This window comes from Streptomyces sp. NRRL F-5727 (assembly GCF_000719555.1).
Lineage (GTDB): Bacteria > Actinomycetota > Actinomycetes > Streptomycetales > Streptomycetaceae > Streptomyces.
This window is the reverse complement of record NZ_JOGX01000016.1, coordinates 80,927-99,946: the sequence shown is the minus strand read 5'-3', so window position 1 is coordinate 99,946 and position 19,020 is coordinate 80,927. Positions and strand designations below refer to the sequence as shown.

The window sequence follows — 19,020 nt, the reverse complement described above, 5'->3', positions numbered from 1 at the left end:
GTAGGCCGCCTGGTCACATCCACGACACCGGGAGGGACGATGGGCGACGGGTACGGGGACAGGCCGGAGGGTGTGCTGGGTGCCGCCGAGCTGTTCGACGGGGTGGGGCTCGCCTACGAGCGGGCGTTCGGGCGGCTGCCCGCGCAGCTCGCGGCGGTCGCGTGGCTGACCGCGCGGCTTCCGGCCGGCGCGCGGGTGCTGGACGTCGGCAGCGGGACGGGACGGCCGGTCGCCGCGCTGCTCGCCGCCGCGGGGCACGAGGTGACCGGGATCGACGTCTCGCGGACGATGGTCGAGCTGGCGCGGGAGCAGGTGCCCGGTGCGCGGTTCGAGCAGGTCGACGTCCGGGACCACACCCCGCCGGAGGGCGGGTACGACGCCGTGTGCGCGTTCTTCCCGCTGCTGATGATGGAGCGGAAGGAGCAGATCGCCGCCGTGCGCCGGATGGCCTCGTGGCTGGTGCCGGGCGGGCTGCTGGTGTCGGCGACGGTCCCGGCGGACGTCGAGGGCCTGGAGATCACCTGGATGGGTCGGCGGGCGCGGGTCTCCAGCTTCTCGGCCGAGGCGTACCTGGGGCTGCTGCGGGAGGAGTGCGGGCTGGAGGTGCTCCACCACGACCTGTCGGTGTTCACGCCCGAGGTGCCGGGCGGCGAGCCCGAGGAGCACCTGTTCTGTTACGCGCGCCGCGGGGCGGCCGCGGGCGGGTGAGGCGTGGCGGCCGGGGGCCCGGGGGGGTCCCCGGCCGCGCGCGGGCGGGTCAGGCCGGGGCGGGGAGGTCCGCCAGGGTGGCGACCGCGTCCTGGTGGTGGCCGGCGGAGCCGAGGGCGAGCTGGTCGGCCTTGGCCCGCTTGAGGGCCAGGTGGGCCGGGTGCTCCCAGGTCATGCCGATGCCGCCGTGCAGCTGGACGCACTCCTCGGCCGCGCGGACGGCGACCCCGGAGCAGTACGCCTGGGCGACGGCCACCGTCAGTTCGGCGTCGGCCGCTCCGGCGGCGAGCGCGTCGGCGGCGGCGCGGGCCGCCGCGCGGGCGCCGACGACGTCCAGCCAGAGGTGGGCCATCCGGTGCTTGAGCGCCTGGAAGGAGCCGACCGGCCGGTTGAACTGGTACCGCTCCCTGGTGTGCCGGACGGTCTCCTCCAGGCACCACTCGGCGAGCCCCAGCTGCTCGGAGGCGAGGAGCCCGGCGCCGGCGAGCAGCCCGCGGTGGACCGCGGCGCGCCCGGCCTCGGTGCCGGCGAGGCGGACCCCGCCGGCGTCGCGGGTGTCGACGACGGCCAGGGGCCGGGTCAGGTCGAGCGAGGACTGGCGGGTGACGACGGCGTCCGCGGCGTCGACGGCGTACAGCCCGTCGGGGCGCGGGACGAGGAGGACGTCGGCGGCGACGGCGTCCGCGACGGCGGGCACGCGGTGCTCGGGGTCGATCGGCTTCCGCGGCGCGGTGGTGAACGGCAGGGCGAGGACGGCGACGCGTTCGCCGCTCGCCAGCGCGGCGAGCAGCTCGGCCGCCGGGCCGCTGTCGGCGGCCAGCGCGAGCAGCGTCTCGGTCGCCACCACGGAGCTGGTGAGGTACGGGGCCGGGGTGACGGCCCGGCCGAGCTCCTCCAGGACCACGGCGGCCTCGCGGTGGCTCGCGCCCTGGCCGCCGAGTTTCTCCGGGACGAGCAGTCCGGCGGCGCCGATGCCGCCCGCGAGGGCCTCCCACAGGCCGGGGAGGTACGGGCTCGGCTCCTCGACGCGGTCGAGGACGGTCCGGGTGTCCGCCCGGTCGGCGAGCAGGGAGCGGACGGCGGCCCGCAGGTCGTCCTCGGTCTCGGAGTAGAGCAGGTCCGGCTGTCGGGTCATCGGGCGAGGTCCTTCCAGGGGACGTCCTTGTCGTTGCGGGGCTCGGGCGGCAGGCCGAGGACGCGTTCGGCGACGATGTTGAGCAGCACCTCGCTCGTCCCGCCCTCGATCGAGTTGCCCTTGGAACGCAGGTAGCGGTAGCCCGCGTCGCGGCCGGTGAAGTCGACCAGGTCGGGCCGGACCATCGTCCAGTCCCCGTACAACAGTCCCTCGTCGGCGAGGAGTTCGACCTCGAGGCCGCTGATGGCCTGGTTGAGCCGTGCGAAGCCGAGCTTCATGGCGCTGCCCTCGGGGCCGGGCTGGCCGGCGACGAGCTGCTGGCGCAGCCGCTCGCCGGTGAGCCGGGCCACCTCGGCCTCCACCCAGAGGCCGAGGAGCCGGCGGTGCAGGGCGTGGGTGCGCAGGTCGGGGCGGTCGCGCCAGACGGCGGCGGCCTTGCCGATCATGCCGCCCTCGCGGGGGATGCGGGCGCCGCCGATGGAGACCCGCTCGTTCATGAGGGTGGTCTGGGCGACCCGCCAGCCGTCGCCGACCTCGCCGAGGCGGTGGGCGTCGGGGATGCGGACGCCGGTGAGGAAGACCTCGTTGAACTCGGCCTCGCCGGTGATCTGGCGGAGCGGCCGGACCTCGACGCCGGGGTCGGTCATGTCGCAGACGAAGTAGGTGATGCCGCGGTGCTTGGGCTGCCCGGGGTCGGTGCGGGCGATGAGGATGGCCCAGCGGGCGGTGTGGGCGCTGGAGGTCCACACCTTCTGGCCGTCGACGATCCAGTCGCCGCCGGCCTCGTCGCGGACCGCGCGGGTGCCGAGGGCGGCGAGGTCGGAGCCGGCGCCGGGCTCGCTGAAGAGCTGGCACCAGACCTCCTCGCCGGTCCACAGCGGCCTGAGGAAGCGGGACTTGACCTCGTCGGAGCCGTAGGCGAGGAGAGTGGGGGCGGCCATGCCGAGGCCGATGCCGATCCGGCGCGGGTCGTTGTCGGGGGCACCGGCGGCGGCGAGTTCGGCGTCGACGACGGCCTGCAGGGAGCGGGGGGCGTCGAGCCCGCCGAGGCCGGCCGGGTAGTGCACCCAGGCGAGTCCGGCGTCGAAGCGGGCCCGGAGGAAGTCGAGCCTGTCGGTGGTGGCGGGCGGGTGCGCGGCGAGCAACGCCCGCGTGCGCTCCTGGAGTTCGGCGGCGTCGGTCATGCGCGGGTTCCTTCCGGGAGGACGACGAGGCGGCCGGTGGTGGTGCCGTCGGCGACGCGCTGGACGGCGTCGGCCGCGCCGGCGAAGGGGACGCGTTCGGCGACGAGCGGCTTCACGATCCCCTTGGCGGCGAGCGCCGTGAGGGTCTCGTGGCACTGGAGGACGGCGGCCGGGTCCCGTTGGACGTAGAGGCCCCAGTGGAGGCCGAGGATCGCGTAGTTCTTCACCAGGGCGTGGTTGAGGGCGGGGGCGGGGATGGTGCCGCTCGCGAAGCCGACGACGATGATCCGGCCCTCGAAGGCGACGCATTTGGCGGACTGCTGGTAGGCGTCGCCGCCGACGGGGTCGTAGATCACGTCGGCGCCGCGGCCGCCGGTGGCGGCCTTGACGGCGGCGACGACGTCCTCGGAGCGGCGGTCGATCACCACGTCGCAGCCGAGGGCGCGGGCGACGGCGGCCTTGGCGGGGCCGCCGACCACGCCGATGACGGTGGCGCCGGCGGCCTTGCCGAGCTGGACGGCGGCGCTGCCGACGCCACCGGCCGCGGCGTGCACGAGCAGGGTCTCGCCGGCCTGGAGGGCGGCGCGCCGGTGCAGGCCGAACCAGCCGGTCTGGTAGCCGATGTGGAGGGCGGCGGCCTCGGCGTCGTCGAGGGCGTCGGGGGCCGGGAGCAGGGCCGCGGCGTCGGCGAGGGCGTGGTCGGCGAAGCCGCCGTGCGGGAGGGCGGCGGTGGCGATGACCCGGCGCCCGTCCTGGGTCTCGCCGCAGATCTCGACGCCGGGGGTGAAGGGCAGCGGCGGGCGGATCTGGTAGTGGCCGCGGCAGAGCAGCGCGTCGGGGAAGTTGACGTTGGCGGCGCGGACCTTGAGGAGGACCTGGCCGGGCCCGGGTTCGGGGACGTCCACCTCCTCGCGGCGCATCACCGCGCCGGGTTCGCCGTTCTCGTGCACTCGCCATGCCTGCATCCGTCGAGCCTCCGTCCGTACCGAGCGGTCTGCCGCATACTAAGCGGTCGCTTGTGCCGGATGGAACAGGACGGCGGGACTTCTTGGGTCAGCCGGACTTCTTGGGCCGGGCCCGTACGTGCATCCGCTCGCCCTGCGGGCCGAACAGGCTGAGGAACTCCACCGGCCCGTCGGCGGTGGGCCCGAACCAGTGCGGCACCCGGGTGTCGAACTCGGCGGCCTCGCCGGCCGCGAGGACCACGTCGTGCTCGCCCAGGACGAGCCGCAGCCGCCCGGAGAGGACGTACAGCCACTCGTACCCCTCGTGGACCCGCGGGTCCGGCTGCTCGGACGCCTTCTCCTGGATCACCTTGTACGCCTGGAGGCCGCCGGGCTGGCGGGTGAGCGGGTACATGGTGCGGCCGTGCCGGACGATCGGCCGGGCCCGCACCCGGGGGTCTCCGACCGGCGGGGCGCCGACCAGCTCGTCCAGGGGGACCTGGTGGGCACGGGCGAGCGGGAGGAGCAGTTCGAGGCTCGGCTTGCGCTGCCCGGACTCCAGCCGGGACAGGGTGGAGACGGAGATGCCGGTGGCGGCGGAGAGCTCGGCCAGGGTCACCCCGCGGTCACGGCGGACCCGGCGCAGGCGGGGGCCGACCTCGGTCAGCACGGCGTCGATGCGGTCGTCTTCGGTCATGCGTCCAGTGTTGCAGAAACGGCAAGTCTTCTTGCCGTGATCGGCGCTTCCGGGTCACGCTCGCGGCATGAACGCACTCATGGACGAGAACACGTACGACGTCGTGGTGGTCGGCGGCGGGGCGGCCGGGCTCAGCGCCGCGCTGGTCCTCGGCCGGTCCCGGCGCCGCACCCTGGTCGTCGACGCGGGCGAGCCGCGCAACGCGCCCAGCGCGCACATGCAGGGCTACCTCTCGCGGGACGGGATGAGCCCGGCGGAGTTCCTGGCGGCCGGCCGCCGGGAACTCCTCGCGTACGGGGTCGAGGTCCGCACGGGCGAGGTGACGGGGGCGGTCCCGGACGGCGACGGCTTCGCCCTGACGCTCGCCGACGGCACCGCGCCGACCGCCCGGCGGCTGGTCGTGGCCACGGGTCTGGTGGACGAGCTGCCGGAGATCGACGGGCTGCCCGGACGCTGGGGCCGGGACGTGCTGCACTGCCCGTACTGCCACGGCTGGGAGGTCCGCGACCGGGCCTTCGGCGTCGTGGCGCACCCGGCGATGCCGGCCCATCAGGCGTTGATGGTGTCGCACTGGTCCCCGGACGTGACCCTCTTCCTGAACGGCGCCGAGCTCGCCGATCAGGACGCGCGGCTGCTCGCCGCGGCGGGCGTCCGGACCGTGGAGGGAGCGGTGGAGGGGATCGCCGTCGAGGACGACCGGCTGACCGGGGTCCGGCTGGCCGGTGGCCGTACCGTCGGCTGCGAGGTGCTCTTCGCCGCCGGGACGCGGCTCCTCCCCCGCGACGGGTTGCTGCGGCGGCTCGGCGCGGAGCGGTACGAGACCCCGTTCGGCTCCTTCGTGAAGGTCGACGAGACCGGGCGGACGAGCGTCCCGGGCGTCTGGGCCGCGGGCAACGTGACCGGCCCGAACGAGCAGGTCGTCAACGCGGCCGCCACCGGCTACCGCGCCGCCGTGACGATCAACGGCGAACTGCTGATGAGCGACCTGACGGCCCGCGCGGACAGCCTGGCCGTCGACTGAGCGGCCGGGGCGGTCGGCCTCCCTGCCGCCCGGGACCTGGCCCGGGCGGCCGTCGGCCGGTCGTGGCGGTGGGTGCGCCGGTCGGATGAACCGGGGCGGCAGCGGTCGCGCTGCCTGGGTGGAGGGTCGAGGATCGGCCATGGTGGCCGGAATCCGGCCCGGAGGCAGGACGACGGAAGGACGGCACCGACACATGCTCGGCACCCAGTACACCCACGGCTCCCCCTGCTGGATCGACCTCGGCAGTCCGGACACCGCGACGGCGGCGGACTTCTACACCGCCGTCCTCGGCTGGGAGTACCGCTCGGCCGGTCCGGAGGCCGGCGGGTACGGCTTCTTCCAGCAGGACGGCGCGACCGTCGCCGCGCTCGGCCCGCTCACCGAGGAGGGCGCGCGCAGTGCCTGGACCGTCTACTTCCAGTCCTCGGACGCGGACACCACCCAGATGGTGACGGCCGCCGAGGGCGGCCGGGTCCGGGTGCGCGCCATGGACGTGATGGACGCGGGCCGGATGGCCGCGCTCACCGACCCGGCCGGGGCCGAGTTCGCCGTCTGGCAGCCCGGGTCGGTGCGCGGCCTCGACCGCACCTCCTCGCGGAACACGCTCGTCTGGGTGGAGCTCCACACGCCCGACCCCGAGGCCGCGCTCGCCTTCTACGAGTCCCTCTTCGAGTGGCGCTGGGCCGAGATGGAGGCCCCCGGCATGACGTACCGGGTGATCTCGACCGCCGAGGGCGACCAGGAGGCCGCCTCCTTCGGCGGCGCCGCCGAGCTCCAGGACTCCGGCGAACGGTCCCGCTGGATCCCGTACTTCGAGGTCCAGGACGCGGACGCCACGGCCGACGCGGTGACCGTCTCGGGCGGCACGGTCCTGCTCCCGCCCGCGGACATCCCCGACGTGGGCCGCCTCGCCTGGTTCGCCGACCCGGCCGGCGCCGAGTTCGCGGTCCTGAAGCCGTCGCCGATGGGTTGACCCGCGGTCAGGAGCTGCGCGCCCGGCCGCGGCGCCGGGCCCCGATCATCAGCTCGTCCCAGCCGTGCGGAAGGTCGTGGCGGAGCGTCAGCTCGGCGATCACCTCGTCGCCGTGCCCCACGACCAGCAGCTCCCGCTTGACCGTCGCCAGGTGGACGGCGGACCACGGGTGGCTCCAGAGGCAGTCCGTCCGGTCCCAGAGCTGGAGTCGCCGCGTGGTCGTCCGCAGCTCGAACCGCTCACCGTCCGAGGGCTTCCCGGGCCGCCCGTCCACCACCAGGGGCACGACGGCGTATCCGGCGAGGACGGTCTCCGTCCCTTCCAGCGTCGAGTCCTTGAGCCCCGTCGCCCTCCCCCAGCGGGCACCGATCCAGCCGAAGAACGCCCCGCTCGCGACCGCCGCGGCCCCGGCGAGCACGGGGCCGATGCCGAGGTGGAGAAGGTCCGGTACGGTCTGGAGGACGCCGTAGGGGACGACGGCGAGGCCCATGACGGCCCCACCGGCCCCGCCCCAGACCGTCGCCCGCCGCACCCGGGGGTCCCCCGGGTCCACCGCCGCCCCCGCCCCATCGCTCACCATGGCCCCCCACTCCCGTTCCACGGCGGAGCCTAGCGGGGGAAGACCTCGAAGGTGACCGCCGGGCGGCCGCCGAAGCGGGCGGAGGCGCGGCCGGTGGTGGCGGTGACGAACTCGCGGACGTACTCCTCCGGGTCCTGGTCGGTCAGGGCCTCGATGTAGGCGCGGTGGCAGAGGAGGGAGGCGATCGCGCGGTCCAGGCCGGGGCCGGCGTCGACGGCGTGGGTGGGGGTGCTGGAGGCGGCGACGGCGACCCGGCGGACGCCGTCCCAGGGGGCCAGGCCCTGCTCGCCGAGTTCGGGGAAGATCCAGCGGTTGCCCGCGTCCGCCGCCGCGTCGAGGGTGGCGCGGCCGACGGCCACGTGGTCGGGGGTGTTCCGGGGCGCGCCCGGTCCGTCGCCCCAGGTGTCGCGGTGGTTGAGGGTGATGACGAGGTCGGGGCGGTGGCGGCGGATCGCCGCCGCGATGTCGCGGCGCAGCGCGGTGCCGTACTCGATGACGCCGTCGCGGTGGTCGAGGAACTCGACGGTGTCGACGCCGACGACGGCGGCGCTGGCCCGCTGCTCGCGCTCGCGCAGCGGGGCGCAGACGTCGGGGGCGAGCGTGTCGATCCCGGCCTCGCCCCGGCTGACCAGCAGGTACACGACCTCCTTGCCGGCGTCGGTCCAGCTCGCGACGGCGGCCGCGCAGCCGTACTCCAGGTCGTCGGGGTGGGCGACGACGGCGAGGGCGCGCTGCCAGTCGTCCGGCAGCTCGGGCAGCTCGGTGGCTTCGGTGTCGATCATGCCCGCAGGATACGGGCGGCGTCGGCCGCGGTGGGGCGGAACGCTCCGGCGAGGATGACGGAGCGTGAGACGTGGCGGGGGCGGTCGGGGTTGAGGCCGCGCCGTGCGGCGAGGGCCACGGCGAGCCGCTGGGCGCGGACCAGGGCGGCGACCGGGTCGACGGCGTCGGCGGTGAACACGGCGCCGGTGGACTCGACTTCCTCGCGGAGCCCGGCCGGGACGGGACCGATGCACCAGACGAGGCTGGCGCGGTCGCTGACGCTGATCGGGCCGTGCCGGTACTCCATCGCCGGGTACGACTCCGTCCAGACGCGGGCCACTTCGCGGAGTTTGAGGGCCGCCTCGTCGGCGAGTCCGACGGTCCAGCCGGTGCCGAGGAAGGTGAACTGACCGTGTTTCTCCCAGTGTTGCGGGAGGGGTTCGTAGAGGGCGAGTTCGGCGTCGGTGACGGAGGGCGCGAGGTCCACTCCCAGTCCGGCGCGCAGCAGTTGGAGGGCGGTGGTGGCGAACCGGGTCTGGACGACGGAGCGTTCGTCGGCGAAGGAGAGGTCCACGGCCCGGTCGGCGAGCCGGCCGGCGGGGCTGTCGGGGACGCCGGTGAGGACCAGGGTGGGGAGCCGTCCGGCGGCGCCGGAGAGGAGGTCGACGACCTCGGTGGTCGTACCGGAGCGGGTGAGGGCCACGAGGCGGTCGTAGCCGCGGCCGAGCGGGGTGCGGTCGGAGGCGGGGAAGGCGTCGGTCTCGCCCGCGCCGAGGGACTCCCGCAGGGCGGCGTAGGCGCGGGCGATCAGGTAGGAGGTGCCGCAGCCGACGACGGCGATCCGCTCGCCGGGCCGGGGCAGCAGGTCGGCGAGCGGCCCGGCGAGGGCGGCGGCGCGGCGCCAGCAGTCGGGCTGGCCGGCGATCTCGGCGGTGACGTGTGACGCTCTCATGGAGCGATTTGTAGCGGCCCGGGCCGGGCCGGGCCATGGGCGATCGGGGTCCGGCGCTTGGACTTTCGGAGACGCGGCGCCGGACCCCGCCGGGTGCGTACGGGCGTCGCCGTCAGAGCTCGTCGCGGGAGAGCGCGAGCAGCCGGTCGAGGACGCGGGGGCCGCCGGCCCGTACCCCGTCGTGCTCGAACTCGTCGGTGACCCAGGTCCGCAGGCCGCGGATGGCGGCGGCGGTCTCCAGGGAGTGGGCGGTGTCGACGTACATGTCGTCGTGGTAGACGGCGGCGGCCACCGGCACCCGGTTGGCGGCGAGCGCCTCGGGGTCGTACAGCGGGGTCCAGTCGTCCCGCCTAGCGAGGAGTTCGGCGGTCTCGCGCAGCGGGCGGAGGGCGGGGTCGGTGGTGAAGTGCCAGGGGTGGACGGTCTCGCCGGTGAGCAGCACGGGCCGGCCGTCGGCGAGCGCCGCGGCGGCGTCGAACTCGGGGAAGTCGGCGCGGACCCGCTCGGCGGCCCAGGCGGTGGGGCCCTGGCCCTGGGCGTAGATGGCCTCGTGGAGGACGGCGTAGAGCGGGTGCCCGGCGTACGAGAGGTGGGCCTGGACCTGCTCCAGGAACGCGTCGGCGAGGGCGGGCCCGGTGGGGGTCGGCACGAAGGCGCCCTCCAGGAGGTGGTGGAGCTGGTGGGTGCCGTCGCCGGAGCCGAGGAGGATGCCGAGGGACTGGAACGCCTCGACGGTGAGGAGGCCGCCGCCGGGGAGGGTGACCTCGTGGTCGAGGAGGTGGGCGGCGATCGCGCGGACGCGTTCGGCGTCGCGCGGGTAGCGGGCGAAGTGGGCGTCGTTCTTGCGCCGGACGCGCGGATAGGCGGCGGTGTAGACGTCGTCCGCGGTGGCGTCGAGGGACGGCAGGCCGCCGGTGATCAGGACGCGCTCCAGGCCCTCGGGGGCGGTGGAGAGGTAGTGGACGGCGCAGAAGCCGCCGAAGCTCTGGCCGAGGACGGTCCAGGGGTCGCCGCCGGTGAGCCGGCGGCGGATCAGCTCGGCGTCCTTGACGATGGAGTCGGCGCGGAAGTGCGTGAGGTACGCGGCCTGGGCCGCGGCGTCGCCGCGCAGCGGCAGGGTCTGGCGGTTGGCGGGGGTGGAGCGGCCGGTGCCGCGCTGGTCGAGCAGGAGCACGCGGAACTCGCGGACGGCGCGGCCGATCCACGCCTGGCGGCCGATGAAGCGGCGGGCGCCGAAGCCGGGGCCGCCCTCCAGGTAGAGGAGCCAGGGGCGGCGGTCGCGCTCGGCGGCGCCGAGGCCGGCGGCGGTGATCTCGCGTCCGTAGACCTCGATCTGCTCGCCGTCGGGGCGGGCGTGGTCGAGGGGGACGGGGAAGTGGTGGTCGGTGACGACGACGCCGGGCTGGCCATAGGTGGTCAACGGTGCTCCTGCTGCTGGTCCTGCTCTCCGTGCTCCCCCGCTCGCACAGTGGATCACAGTCCGCCGCCGGCCGCCCCATCGGCCCACCGGCGGCCGCCCGCACGCCCGGATCAGACCGCGGCCGCGTCACCGTGCCCGCGTCACCGTGCCCGCGTCGGCGCCTGCGTCAGCGCCCCCGTCAGCGCTCCTGCATCACCGCGATGACGTTGCCCGCGGGGTCGGTGAACCAGGCGATGCCCGCCGGGCCGCCCTCGCCGTCCCCGGGCCGGACGACACCCTTGTCGTCGGCCTCGAACCCGGGGTAGCGCTCGAAGGTCGCGCCCCGGGCGACCAGGTCGTCGACGGCCCGGTCGATGTCGTCGACCTCGAAGTTGAGGATCGTGAAGGAGGCCGGGGTGTGGTTCTCCTTGGGGTAGACGAAGACCCGGGCCCCGCCCGGCAGGGTCAGGAACAGCATCCGCATGTCCCCGGTCCCGGAGTCCTCCACGGTCAGACCGAGCTGGTCCCCGTAGAAGTGCCGGGCGGCGTCCAGGTCGTCCACCGAGAAGCTGCTGTACGCCGTCGTCTCGCCGAACATGGTGTGCTCCCTTCCGGGGCCCCGGGCGGCGCCCACCCTTCCAGGATCCGCCCGTTCGGCGCGGGGCGCTCAGGCACGCGTGGCCGCGGACGGCGGGCTCAGGGCGCGATCGGCAGCTGCCGCTTGTGCTCGGTGAGGTCGTAGCGGCGGACGATCGACGCGTAGGCGGCCTCGCCGACGGGCTTGCCCTCCAGGAAGTCGTCGATGTCGTCGTACGTGACGCCGAGCGCGTCCTCGTCGGGCTTGCCGGGGTCCAGGGTCTCCAGGTCGGCGGTCGGAACCTTCCAGACCAGCCCGGCCGGGGCGCCCAGCTCGGCGGCGACGGCGCGGACCCGCCGCTTGGTGAGGCCGGTGAGCGGGACGAGGTCGGCGGCGCCGTCGCCGAACTTGGTGAAGAAGCCGGAGACGGCCTCGGCGGCGTGGTCGGTGCCGACGACGAGGCCGTCCTGGGCGCCGGCGACCGCGTACTGGGCGATCATGCGCTGGCGGGCCTTGATGTTGCCGTGCACGAAGTCCTGGTGGTGGGCGTCGCGGAAGGTGAGGCCGGCGGCGAGGGCCGCGTCGAGGGCGGCGTCACTGGCGGCCTTGACGTCGACGGTGAGGACCTGGTCGGCGCGGATGAAGTCGAGGGCGGTCTGCGCGTCCTGCTCGTCGGCCTGGACGCCGCACGGCAGCCGCATGGCGTAGAAGGTGGCCTCGTGGCCTTCGGCGCGGGCGCGCTCGACGGCGAGCTGGCAGAGCCGGCCGGCGGTGGTGGAGTCGACGCCGCCGCTGATGCCGAGGACGAGCGAGCGCAGTCCGGTGCCGGTGAGGCGCTCGGCGAGGAAGGCCACCCGGCGCTCGATCTCGGCGGCCGGGTCGAAGGTCTCGGAGACCTGGAGCTCCCGGGCGATCTGCTGCTGGCGGGCGGTGGGCGCCGGGTCGGTCACGGAAGGCTCCTCGTCAGGACGGGTACGGGCGTCACCTCCGACTTTACGGGGTGGCCGGCCGTCCCTGTCCCTCCGGCTCCGGGGCGCAGAGCACCTCGACGCGCTGGACGAGGTTGTTGGCGAAGCCGCCGCGGTTCCAGGGCGCGGCGAGGGGCTGGACGCGGCCGGTGGCGTCGGTGGCGCGGACGGTGAGGTGCCGCAGGCCGGGGGTGGCGGTCCAGGTGGTGTGCCAGGCGGCCCAGGCCCAGGGGTGGGCGGGGTCGGGGACGACCTCGGCGTCGGTCCAGGCGGCGCCGCCGTCCTCGCTGACCTCGACGCGGACGACGGGTCCGTGGCCGGACCAGGCGCGGCCGGTGAGCGGTACGGGGCCGGGGCGGACGACGCGGGCCCGGGTCATGAAGTCGGGGAAGCCGGGCGGGCTCATCAGGGCGCGGGGCGCGATGAGGGTGACGGGGTCGCCGGGTTCGCCGGGCTCCTGCCGGAGGCGGTAGGCGCTGGTCTGCTGGAAGCCGGTGTAGGGCGTGGCGGTGAGGGTGATCTCGCGCAGCCACTTCACGTGCGCCATGCCGTACCAGCCCGGGACGACGAGCCGCAGCGGGCTGCCGTGCTGGGGCGGCAGCGGGGCGCCGTTCATGGCGTACGCGACGAGCACGTCCCGGCCGGGGTCGGCGGCGGTGGCGAGCGGCAGGGAGCGGCGGTAGTCCTGCTCGACGCCGCGCTCGACGCCGTGGTCGGCGCCGGTGAACACGGCCTCGACGGCGTCCTCGGCGGCGCCGGCCGCGTCGAGCAGGGCGGCGAGCGGGACGCCGGTCCACTCGGCGGTGGAGACGGCCCCGTCGAGCCACGGCTGGCTGACGGGCCGGGGCGTGAGCCGGGCCCGGCCGTTCCCCGCGCACTCCAGCGTGACGCGACGCGTGACGGCGGGCAGGTCGCGGAGCGCGTCGAGGTCCAGGTCGAGCGGGCGCAGCACGCGCCCGCCGACCGTGAGCCGCCAGTCCTCGGCGTCGGTGTCGGGGATGTCGTAGTGGACGAGCACGTAGTGGAGTCCGGGCGGGGTGACGTCGTACCGCAGGGCCTCCAGCGGGAGGCCGTGGTTGCGCGTGGCGAGCGCGAGCTCGTCGGCGCCGATCCCCTCGTCCGGCCCGGCGACCCGCGCCGGACCGCTGACGGCGCCGAGGTCGCCGCTGCTCCGGTCCATGCCTCCATGGTGCGCCGCACACGCGACCGGCGCCCGGGGACGGGGGCGGGAGGCGTGCGGCGCGGAGGAGCGTTCGGTCGCGGCGCGCAGCGGCGTTCTGGCGCGGCGCCCAGGGGCGTTCGGTCGCGGCGCGCAGCGGTGTTCTGGCGCGGCGCGGAGGAGCGTTCGGTCGCGGAGCGCAGCGGCGTTCTGGCGCGGCGCCCAGGGGCGTTCGGTCGCGGCGCGCAGCGGCGTTCTGGCGCGGAGCGCAGCGGCGTTCGGTCGCGGCGCGGAGGGGCGTCTTTTATTCGGTCGCGTGGCGTGTCGGCGTCGTTGTAGGTTCGCGTCGCGTTCGCGCCTTCCGGTGTGCCCGGCTGCGGCTCCTTCCTCTGACGAACACCTGTGACGCCGCCGCCACCTTCGATCTCGGAGGGCGCGTTCGCTCCGCCCCGTCGTACCGGTCGGTCCGGGGTGCTCACCGCCGTCGGATCCGGGGGGATTCACTGCCTCGACACAGCCCGCGTGTCTCCAAACTCTGGCCCGAGATGCTGGTGGCGCCGCACATCGCGGCGACCGCGCGCTCGATGCCCGTCCGGCCGCCGACGGGCGCGCCCGGGCTTCCCTCCCCGCACACCTACGAGGGCGCCCCCGCGGTCGTACGGCCGCCGCGCGAGGAGCTGTTCCTCCTCGCGGTCGGGAACTTCGTCGGGCAGTCGACCTTCTACGAGAGCGGCGCGGAGCGCGACGGCCGGTACGCGGAGCTGGTCGGCCGGCTCGCCGTCGAGGATCCCGGGTGGACCGCCGGTCTGCTGCGCTGGCTCCGCGACGAGGGGGCGGTGCGCACCGCGGCGCTGGTCGGTGCCGCCGCGTTCGTCCGGGCCCGGCTCACCGCCGGGGCGACGGGCGGTCCGTCGAACCGCGGGGTGATCGACTCGGTCCTGCGGCGCGCGGACGAGCCGGGCGAGCTGCTGGCGCACTGGACGCGGACGTACGGGCGGACCGTGCCGAAGCCGGTGAAGCGGGGCGTGGCCGACGCCGTGCGGCGCCTGTACACCTCCCGGTCGCTGCTGAAGTACGACACGCCGCAGCGGGCGTTCCGGTTCGGGGACGTGCTGAACGTGGTGCACGCCGCGCCCGATCCGGCGAAGCCCTGGCAGGGGGAGCTGTTCCGGTACGCGCTCGACCGCCGGTACCGGCCCGCCGCGGCTTTGCCGCCGGCCGGCGACCGGCTGCTGGTCGCGCGCCGCGTGCTGGCGGAGTTTCCGGTGGCGGAGCGGCGGGCGGTGGTGACGGCGCCGGACGGCGCGGCGCGGCTGGCCGGGGCGGGGATGACCTGGGAGGCGCTGGCGGGCTGGCTGCACGGGCCGCTGGACGCGGCGGCGTGGGAGGCGGTGATCCCGTCGATGGGCCCGATGGCGCTGCTGCGGAACCTGCGGAACTTCGACGAGGCGGGCGTCTCGGACGAGGTCGCGGCGGGGGTGGCGGCGCGGATCGCGGACCCGGAGGAGGTGGCCCGGTCGCGGCAGTTCCCGTTCCGCTATCTGGCCGCCCACCGGGAGGTGCCGTCGTCGCGCTGGACGGCGGCGCTGGAGGCGGCGCTGGGGCACTCGCTGGGCCGGGTGCCGGTGCTGCCCGGCCGGACGCTGGTCCTGGTGGACCGGTCCGACTCGATGTTCTGGGACACGCTCTCCGAGCGCTCCCGGCTGACCCGGGCGGACGCGGCGGCGGTGTTCGGGGCGGCGGTGGCGCGCCGCGCGGAGCGGGCCGACCTGGTGGAGTTCGGCTGGACCAGCCGGGCGGTGGAGTTCGGCCCGGACGAGCCGCTGCTCGACGTCGCCGGCCGGTTCCGGCGGCTGGGCGGCACGCACACCGCGAAGGCGCTGCGGGAGCACTACGACGGGCACGACCGGGTGCTGGTCGTCACCGACGAGCAGGCGGCGCCGCAGTTCGGGCCCGCCGTGCCGCCGCCGGTGCCGAAGTCGGTCCCGGTGTACACGTGGAACCTGGCGGGTTACCGGCCGGCCGGGGGTGAGACCGGCCGGCACCGGTACACCTTCGGGGGGCTGACGGACGCCGCCTTCCGGATGGTCGGCCTGGTCGAGGCGGGTGCGGAGGCCGCCTGGCCGTGGACGCCGCGGACGCCGGTCGCGGAGGGCTGAGCCGCCGCGGCCGCCCGACGGCGCTGCGGGTCAGGTGCCGTCCGCGAGGGCGCGGTCGAGGCCGGACTGGGGGAGGTCGGTGAGGGCGCGGAGGAAGATCTCCTCGTAGACGGGTTCGCCCAGGGTGGCGCGGACGCCGGCGGTGTAGTGGGCGTGGAGGGCGCGCAGGCCGGGCAGGCCGCGGCGGGGCTGGCCGGTGGCGCGCCAGTACGCCTCGCCGGTGCCGGAGACGTCGGCGGCGCGTTCGCCGTCGCCGGCCGCGGCGTGGGCGGTGGCGAGGACGTCGAGGCCGAGGGCGACGCCGAGGCCGGCGCCGAGGGCGCGGGTGCCGGCGAGCATGGCCCGGGCGTGGGCCGCCGCGGCGGCCGGGTCGCCTTCGAGCAGACCGGTGAGGGCGAGCTGGTACTCCAGGGCGGTGCGGGTCCAGTGTTCGTCGAGGGTGTCGCAGAGGGCGCGCAGGGCGAGCGCCTCGGGGCGGGCCTCGGCGAGCCGGCCGAGGCCGGTGAGGGCGAAGACGCGGACGAGGTGGCAGCGGAGGGTGGCGGCCGAGTCGGCCGGGCGGCCGCGGGCCGAGGCGAGGACGTGGTCGACGACGACGAGGGCGGCCTGGGCGCGGCCGGTGCTGAGGGCGAGCAGGCCGGCGAGGGCGGCGGCGTCGAGGGTGAGTTCGCCGGGGCCGTACGGCTCCGGGGCCGTCCAGGGCCGCTCGGGCGGGTGCTCGGTGTGGCGGGCCTCGCGGGCGCAGCGTTCGCTGATGGCCTGGGCCGGGCCGAGGTCGCCCTGGAGGACGAGGGTGACGCCGAGGGCCCAGAGGGCGCGGGTGCGGGCGCGGCCGCGGGCGTCGCTGAGCAGGAGGGCCTGTTCGAGGCCGTCGCGGGCCTCGCGGAGCCGGCCGCGGCAGGACCAGGCGAAGGCGACGGAGCCGACGAGGTCGAGGGCGGCGTCGGGGTCGGTGCGCAGCAGGTGGTCGAGGGCGGTGCGCAGGTCGGTGTGGTGGGTGTCGACGGCGCGGTACCAGCGGAGCTGGCGGCTGCCGTGCCAGGCGGCGGGGCCCTCTCCGGCGAGGGCGCGGAAGTGGGCGGCGTGGCGGTCGGCGACGGTGCCGGTCTCGCCGAGCCGGTCCAGCCAGCCGGCGCCGTACTCGCGGATGGTGTCGAGGAGCCGGTGGCGTCCGGCGGTGTCGGCGGGGCGGACGACGGAGGCGCGGACGAGTCCTTCGAGGGCGGCGGGCAGGGTGTCGGGGGTGAGGGGGCCGCCGGTGCAGACGGCGGCGGCGGTGGCGAGGTCGAAGGGGCCGCGGAAGACGGAGAGGCGGGCCCAGAGGAGCCGTTCGAGGGGGTCGGCGAGCTCGTGGCTCCAGCCGATGGCGGCGCGGAGGGTCTGGTGGCGGGCGGGCCAGACGCGGTCGGGGTGGGCGAGGAGGTCGAAGCGGGCGTCGGGGGGTGCGGTGAGGCGGCTGCCGAGCTGGTCGCGGACGGCTTCGGCGCCCTGGAGCCGGATCTGGGCGGCGGCGAGTTCGAGGGCGAGGGGTATGCCTTCGAGGCGGACGCAGATCTCGCCGGCGGGCCCGGTGGCGGGGAGGTCCTCGCCGGCGGCGGTGCGGAGGAGGGCGAGGGCGTCGTCGCCGGCGGGCGGGAGCGGGTCGAGGGCGACGGTGTGTTCGCCGGGGACGCCGAGGGGGCGGCGGGAGGTGGCGAGGACGGTGAGGCCGGGGGCGGCGTCGAGGAGTTCGGCGACGAGTCGGCCGCAGGCGTCGGCGAGGTGGTCGCAGCAGTCGAGGACGAGGAGGAGCCGGGTCCCGGCGAGCCGTCGGCGCAGGGCGCCGGAGTCGGTGCCGGGGGTGTGGTCGGCGAGGTCGACGGAGTCGGCGACGAGGGCGACGAGGAGCCGTTCGCCGTCGAGCTGTCCGAGGTCGGCCCACCAGGCGCCGTCGGGGTGGTGGTGGCGGACGCGGTGGGCGGCGCGCAGCGCGAGCCGGGTCTTGCCGACCCCGCCGACGCCGGTCACGGTGACGAGGCGGTGCTCCGCCAGCGCGGCGGTGAGGCGCTTCAGTTCCGTGCGGCGGCCTGCGAAACCCGGGTTGTCGTCCGGTAGATGTCCACGCACGGGAGCAGTGTCCTACAGGTCGGCGCCGGAAGGCCGATGTGGAATCGGTTCGTTACGGTTCGCGGGTTCCGGGGCCCGGTGGCGCGGGGGGTTCGCCGGGGCCGGGGGCGGCGAGGTCGTCGACGGCCTCGGCGGCGACGACGGCGCCGGTGGAGCGCTTGCCGCGGCGCAGCCGGCGTTCGAGCCAGGAGGCGAAGGTGGTGAGGGCGGCGTTGAGGAGGACGAAGAGGACGGCGACGACGGTGAAGCAGGCGATGGTGTTGGCGCCGTAGTTGGCGCTCATGGGGCGGACGGAGGCGAGGAGTTCGGCGAAGCCGAGCATGGCGCCGCCGAGGGCGGTGTCCTTGACGATGACGACGAGCTGGCTGACGAGGGCGGGCAGCATGGCGGTGACGGACTGGGGCAGGAGGACGTACGCCATGGTCTGGCCCTTGCGCATGCCGATGGCCTTGGCGGCGTCGGTCTGTCCGGCGGGGAGGGCGAGGATGCCGGCGCGGACGACCTCGGCGAGGACGGAGGCGTTGTAGAGGACGAGGCCGGTGACGACCGCGTACAGGGGGCGGGTCTCGGGGCTGATGTCGGTGAACTCGGCGTAGGCGGCGTTGGCGAAGAGCATGAGGATGAGGACGGGGATCGCGCGGAAGAACTCGACGACGGTGCCGGCGCCGGCGCGGAGGGTGCGGTGGTCGGAGAGCCGGGCGATGCCGAGGAGCGCGCCGAGCGGCAGGGCGAGGACCATGGCGAGCGCGGCGGCGATGACGGTGTTCTTCAGGGCGGGCAGGAGGTAGGTCTCCCAGACGCGTCCGTCGGTGAAGAAGGGCTCCCATTTGGCCGCCTCCAGCTGGTTCTTGGCGTCGAGTCCGGCGATCACCCACCAGACGACGGCGGCGAGGGCGGCGAGGAAGAGCACGGTCCAGAGCAGGTTGCGGCGGCGGGCGCGGGGGCCGGGGACGTCGTAGAGGACGGTGGCGGCCTCGTCCCTGGCGGTGTGGCGCTTTGTCGTGCGCGCCTGGCCGGGGCGCCTCACCGCTTGACCGCCACCTTTTTGGCGAGCCGGCCGAGGAGGAGGCCGGTGGGCAGGGTGAGGCAGATGAAGCCGAAGGCGAAGATGGCGGAGATGAGGATGAGCTGGGCCTCGTTCTCGATCATCTCCCGCATGAGCAGGGCGGCTTCGGCGACGCCGATGGCGGCGGCGACGGTGGTGTTCTTGGTGAGGGCGATGAGGACGTTGGTGAGCGGGCCGACGACCGACCGGAACGCCTGTGGGAGCACGATGATCCGCAGGATCTGGGGGAAGCTGAGGCCGATCGCGCGGGCGGCCTCGACCTGTCCGAGGGGGACGGTGTTGATGCCGGAGCGCAGCGCCTCGCAGACGAAGGCGCTGGTGTAGGCGGTGAGGCCGAGGACGGCGAGCCGGAAGTTGATGGTGGTGAACCGGTCGGCGCCCATGCTGATGCCGAGGGTCTGGAAGAGGCCGAGGGAGGTGAAGACGATGATGACGGTGAGGGGGATGTTGCGGACGATGGTGACGTAGGCGGTGCCGAAGCCCCGCATGAGGGGGACGGGGCCGACGCGCATGGCGGCGAGCAGCGTCCCCCACACCAGGGAGCCGAGGGCGGACCAGAAGGTGAGCTGGACGGTCACCCAGAAGGCGCCCAGGAGGTCGTAGCCTTCGAGGAAGTCGAACACGGCGGCC

General features: G+C 75.6%; 18 protein-coding genes. 4 read left to right on the top strand and 14 right to left on the bottom strand.

Annotated elements, in window-relative coordinates; genetic code table 11:
• Window positions 1–39 precede the first annotated feature (39 nt).
• A complete protein-coding gene (locus IF73_RS0114545) occupies window positions 40–708 on the top strand; it encodes a class I SAM-dependent methyltransferase (protein ID WP_051716787.1) in 669 nt (222 codons plus the stop codon).
• A 49-nt stretch (window positions 709–757) separates the two neighbouring features.
• Here the strand turns inward: IF73_RS0114545 and IF73_RS0114540 are convergent, their stop codons facing one another.
• The 4 genes from IF73_RS0114540 to IF73_RS0114525 all read right to left on the bottom strand — a co-directional run bounded on the left by IF73_RS0114540 (window position 758) and on the right by IF73_RS0114525 (window position 4,668).
• Entirely contained in the window at window positions 758–1,843 is a 1,086-nt protein-coding gene (locus IF73_RS0114540; RefSeq protein WP_031007573.1) for an acyl-CoA dehydrogenase family protein, read from the bottom strand.
• Window positions 1,840–3,027, bottom strand: coding sequence for an acyl-CoA dehydrogenase family protein (locus IF73_RS0114535; protein WP_031007571.1), 1,188 nt, complete (start codon window positions 3,025–3,027; stop codon window positions 1,840–1,842). Before IF73_RS0114535 ends, IF73_RS0114540 begins: the two co-directional genes overlap by 4 nt.
• On the bottom strand, window positions 3,024–3,992 hold the full coding sequence (locus IF73_RS0114530; RefSeq protein WP_031007569.1) for an NADPH:quinone oxidoreductase family protein: 969 nt from the start codon (window positions 3,990–3,992) through the stop codon (window positions 3,024–3,026). Before IF73_RS0114530 ends, IF73_RS0114535 begins: the two co-directional genes overlap by 4 nt.
• 88 nt (window positions 3,993–4,080) lie before the next feature.
• Entirely contained in the window at window positions 4,081–4,668 is a 588-nt protein-coding gene (locus tag IF73_RS0114525; protein ID WP_031007567.1) for a helix-turn-helix domain-containing protein, read from the bottom strand.
• A gap of 67 nt (window positions 4,669–4,735) precedes the next feature.
• Here IF73_RS0114525 and IF73_RS0114520 point away from each other — a divergent pair, with 67 nt between their 5' ends.
• Window positions 4,736–5,689, top strand: coding sequence for an NAD(P)/FAD-dependent oxidoreductase (locus IF73_RS0114520; protein WP_234338235.1), 954 nt, complete (start codon window positions 4,736–4,738; stop codon window positions 5,687–5,689).
• Window positions 5,690–5,882: 193 nt separating this feature from the next.
• Window positions 5,883–6,662 carry a VOC family protein gene (locus tag IF73_RS0114515; protein WP_031007562.1) on the top strand — a complete coding sequence of 260 codons (780 nt, stop codon included), beginning with the start codon at window positions 5,883–5,885 and terminating at the stop codon, window positions 6,660–6,662.
• A gap of 7 nt (window positions 6,663–6,669) precedes the next feature.
• Here the strand turns inward: IF73_RS0114515 and IF73_RS38635 are convergent, their stop codons facing one another.
• The 7 genes from IF73_RS38635 to IF73_RS0114480 form a co-directional block, all read right to left on the bottom strand.
• Window positions 6,670–7,242 (bottom strand): hypothetical protein, encoded by a 573-nt coding sequence (locus tag IF73_RS38635; RefSeq protein WP_158822005.1) that lies wholly within the window; start codon window positions 7,240–7,242, stop codon window positions 6,670–6,672.
• Window positions 7,243–7,271: 29 nt separating this feature from the next.
• Window positions 7,272–8,024, bottom strand: coding sequence for a PIG-L deacetylase family protein (locus tag IF73_RS0114505; RefSeq protein WP_031007558.1), 753 nt, complete (start codon window positions 8,022–8,024; stop codon window positions 7,272–7,274).
• Window positions 8,021–8,956 (bottom strand): SIS domain-containing protein, encoded by a 936-nt coding sequence (locus tag IF73_RS0114500; protein ID WP_037879181.1) that lies wholly within the window; start codon window positions 8,954–8,956, stop codon window positions 8,021–8,023. The genes IF73_RS0114505 and IF73_RS0114500 overlap by 4 nt, the downstream gene beginning before the upstream one ends.
• A gap of 112 nt (window positions 8,957–9,068) precedes the next feature.
• Entirely contained in the window at window positions 9,069–10,376 is a 1,308-nt protein-coding gene (locus tag IF73_RS0114495; protein WP_031007555.1) for an alpha/beta fold hydrolase, read from the bottom strand.
• A gap of 178 nt (window positions 10,377–10,554) precedes the next feature.
• Window positions 10,555–10,953 (bottom strand): VOC family protein, encoded by a 399-nt coding sequence (locus IF73_RS0114490; RefSeq protein WP_031007554.1) that lies wholly within the window; start codon window positions 10,951–10,953, stop codon window positions 10,555–10,557.
• Window positions 10,954–11,051: 98 nt separating this feature from the next.
• Entirely contained in the window at window positions 11,052–11,882 is an 831-nt protein-coding gene (gene nadE, locus IF73_RS0114485; protein ID WP_031007553.1) for an ammonia-dependent NAD(+) synthetase, read from the bottom strand.
• A gap of 43 nt (window positions 11,883–11,925) precedes the next feature.
• Window positions 11,926–13,080 carry a molybdopterin-dependent oxidoreductase gene (locus tag IF73_RS0114480; protein WP_031007552.1) on the bottom strand — a complete coding sequence of 385 codons (1,155 nt, stop codon included), beginning with the start codon at window positions 13,078–13,080 and terminating at the stop codon, window positions 11,926–11,928.
• Between the two features lie 524 nt (window positions 13,081–13,604).
• Here IF73_RS0114480 and IF73_RS0114475 point away from each other — a divergent pair.
• Window positions 13,605–15,218: a TROVE domain-containing protein gene (locus tag IF73_RS0114475; protein ID WP_031007550.1), complete on the top strand. Its 1,614-nt coding sequence runs from the start codon at window positions 13,605–13,607 to the stop codon at window positions 15,216–15,218.
• Window positions 15,219–15,248: 30 nt separating this feature from the next.
• On the opposite strand, the gene IF73_RS0114470 is transcribed toward IF73_RS0114475, so the two are convergent.
• From IF73_RS0114470 to IF73_RS0114460, 3 genes are read right to left on the bottom strand one after another with little or no spacing between them, the layout of a single operon-like run.
• Window positions 15,249–17,324 carry an ATP-binding protein gene (locus tag IF73_RS0114470; protein WP_031007548.1) on the bottom strand — a complete coding sequence of 692 codons (2,076 nt, stop codon included), beginning with the start codon at window positions 17,322–17,324 and terminating at the stop codon, window positions 15,249–15,251.
• A 52-nt stretch (window positions 17,325–17,376) separates the two neighbouring features.
• Window positions 17,377–18,351: an amino acid ABC transporter permease gene (locus IF73_RS0114465; protein WP_051716782.1), complete on the bottom strand. Its 975-nt coding sequence runs from the start codon at window positions 18,349–18,351 to the stop codon at window positions 17,377–17,379.
• On the bottom strand, window positions 18,348–19,013 hold the full coding sequence (locus IF73_RS0114460) for an amino acid ABC transporter permease (protein WP_031007545.1): 666 nt from the start codon (window positions 19,011–19,013) through the stop codon (window positions 18,348–18,350). The genes IF73_RS0114465 and IF73_RS0114460 overlap by 4 nt, the downstream gene beginning before the upstream one ends.
• Window positions 19,014–19,020 lie beyond the last annotated feature (7 nt).

Coding starts and splice junctions, on each gene's coding strand:
- IF73_RS0114480 (WP_031007552.1), bottom strand. CDS start 13,080: ATGGACCGGAGCAGCGGCGACCTCGGCGCCGTCAGCGGTCCGGCGCGG.
- IF73_RS0114530 (WP_031007569.1), bottom strand. CDS start 3,992: ATGCAGGCATGGCGAGTGCACGAGAACGGCGAACCCGGCGCGGTGATG.
- IF73_RS0114500 (WP_037879181.1), bottom strand. CDS start 8,956: ATGAGAGCGTCACACGTCACCGCCGAGATCGCCGGCCAGCCCGACTGC.
- IF73_RS0114540 (WP_031007573.1), bottom strand. CDS start 1,843: ATGACCCGACAGCCGGACCTGCTCTACTCCGAGACCGAGGACGACCTG.
- IF73_RS0114505 (WP_031007558.1), bottom strand. CDS start 8,024: ATGATCGACACCGAAGCCACCGAGCTGCCCGAGCTGCCGGACGACTGG.
- IF73_RS0114525 (WP_031007567.1), bottom strand. CDS start 4,668: ATGACCGAAGACGACCGCATCGACGCCGTGCTGACCGAGGTCGGCCCC.
- IF73_RS0114520 (WP_234338235.1), top strand. CDS start 4,736: ATGAACGCACTCATGGACGAGAACACGTACGACGTCGTGGTGGTCGGC.
- IF73_RS0114535 (WP_031007571.1), bottom strand. CDS start 3,027: ATGACCGACGCCGCCGAACTCCAGGAGCGCACGCGGGCGTTGCTCGCC.
- IF73_RS0114545 (WP_051716787.1), top strand. CDS start 40: ATGGGCGACGGGTACGGGGACAGGCCGGAGGGTGTGCTGGGTGCCGCC.
- IF73_RS38635 (WP_158822005.1), bottom strand. CDS start 7,242: ATGGTGAGCGATGGGGCGGGGGCGGCGGTGGACCCGGGGGACCCCCGG.
- IF73_RS0114515 (WP_031007562.1), top strand. CDS start 5,883: ATGCTCGGCACCCAGTACACCCACGGCTCCCCCTGCTGGATCGACCTC.
- IF73_RS0114475 (WP_031007550.1), top strand. CDS start 13,605: ATGCTGGTGGCGCCGCACATCGCGGCGACCGCGCGCTCGATGCCCGTC.
- IF73_RS0114490 (WP_031007554.1), bottom strand. CDS start 10,953: ATGTTCGGCGAGACGACGGCGTACAGCAGCTTCTCGGTGGACGACCTG.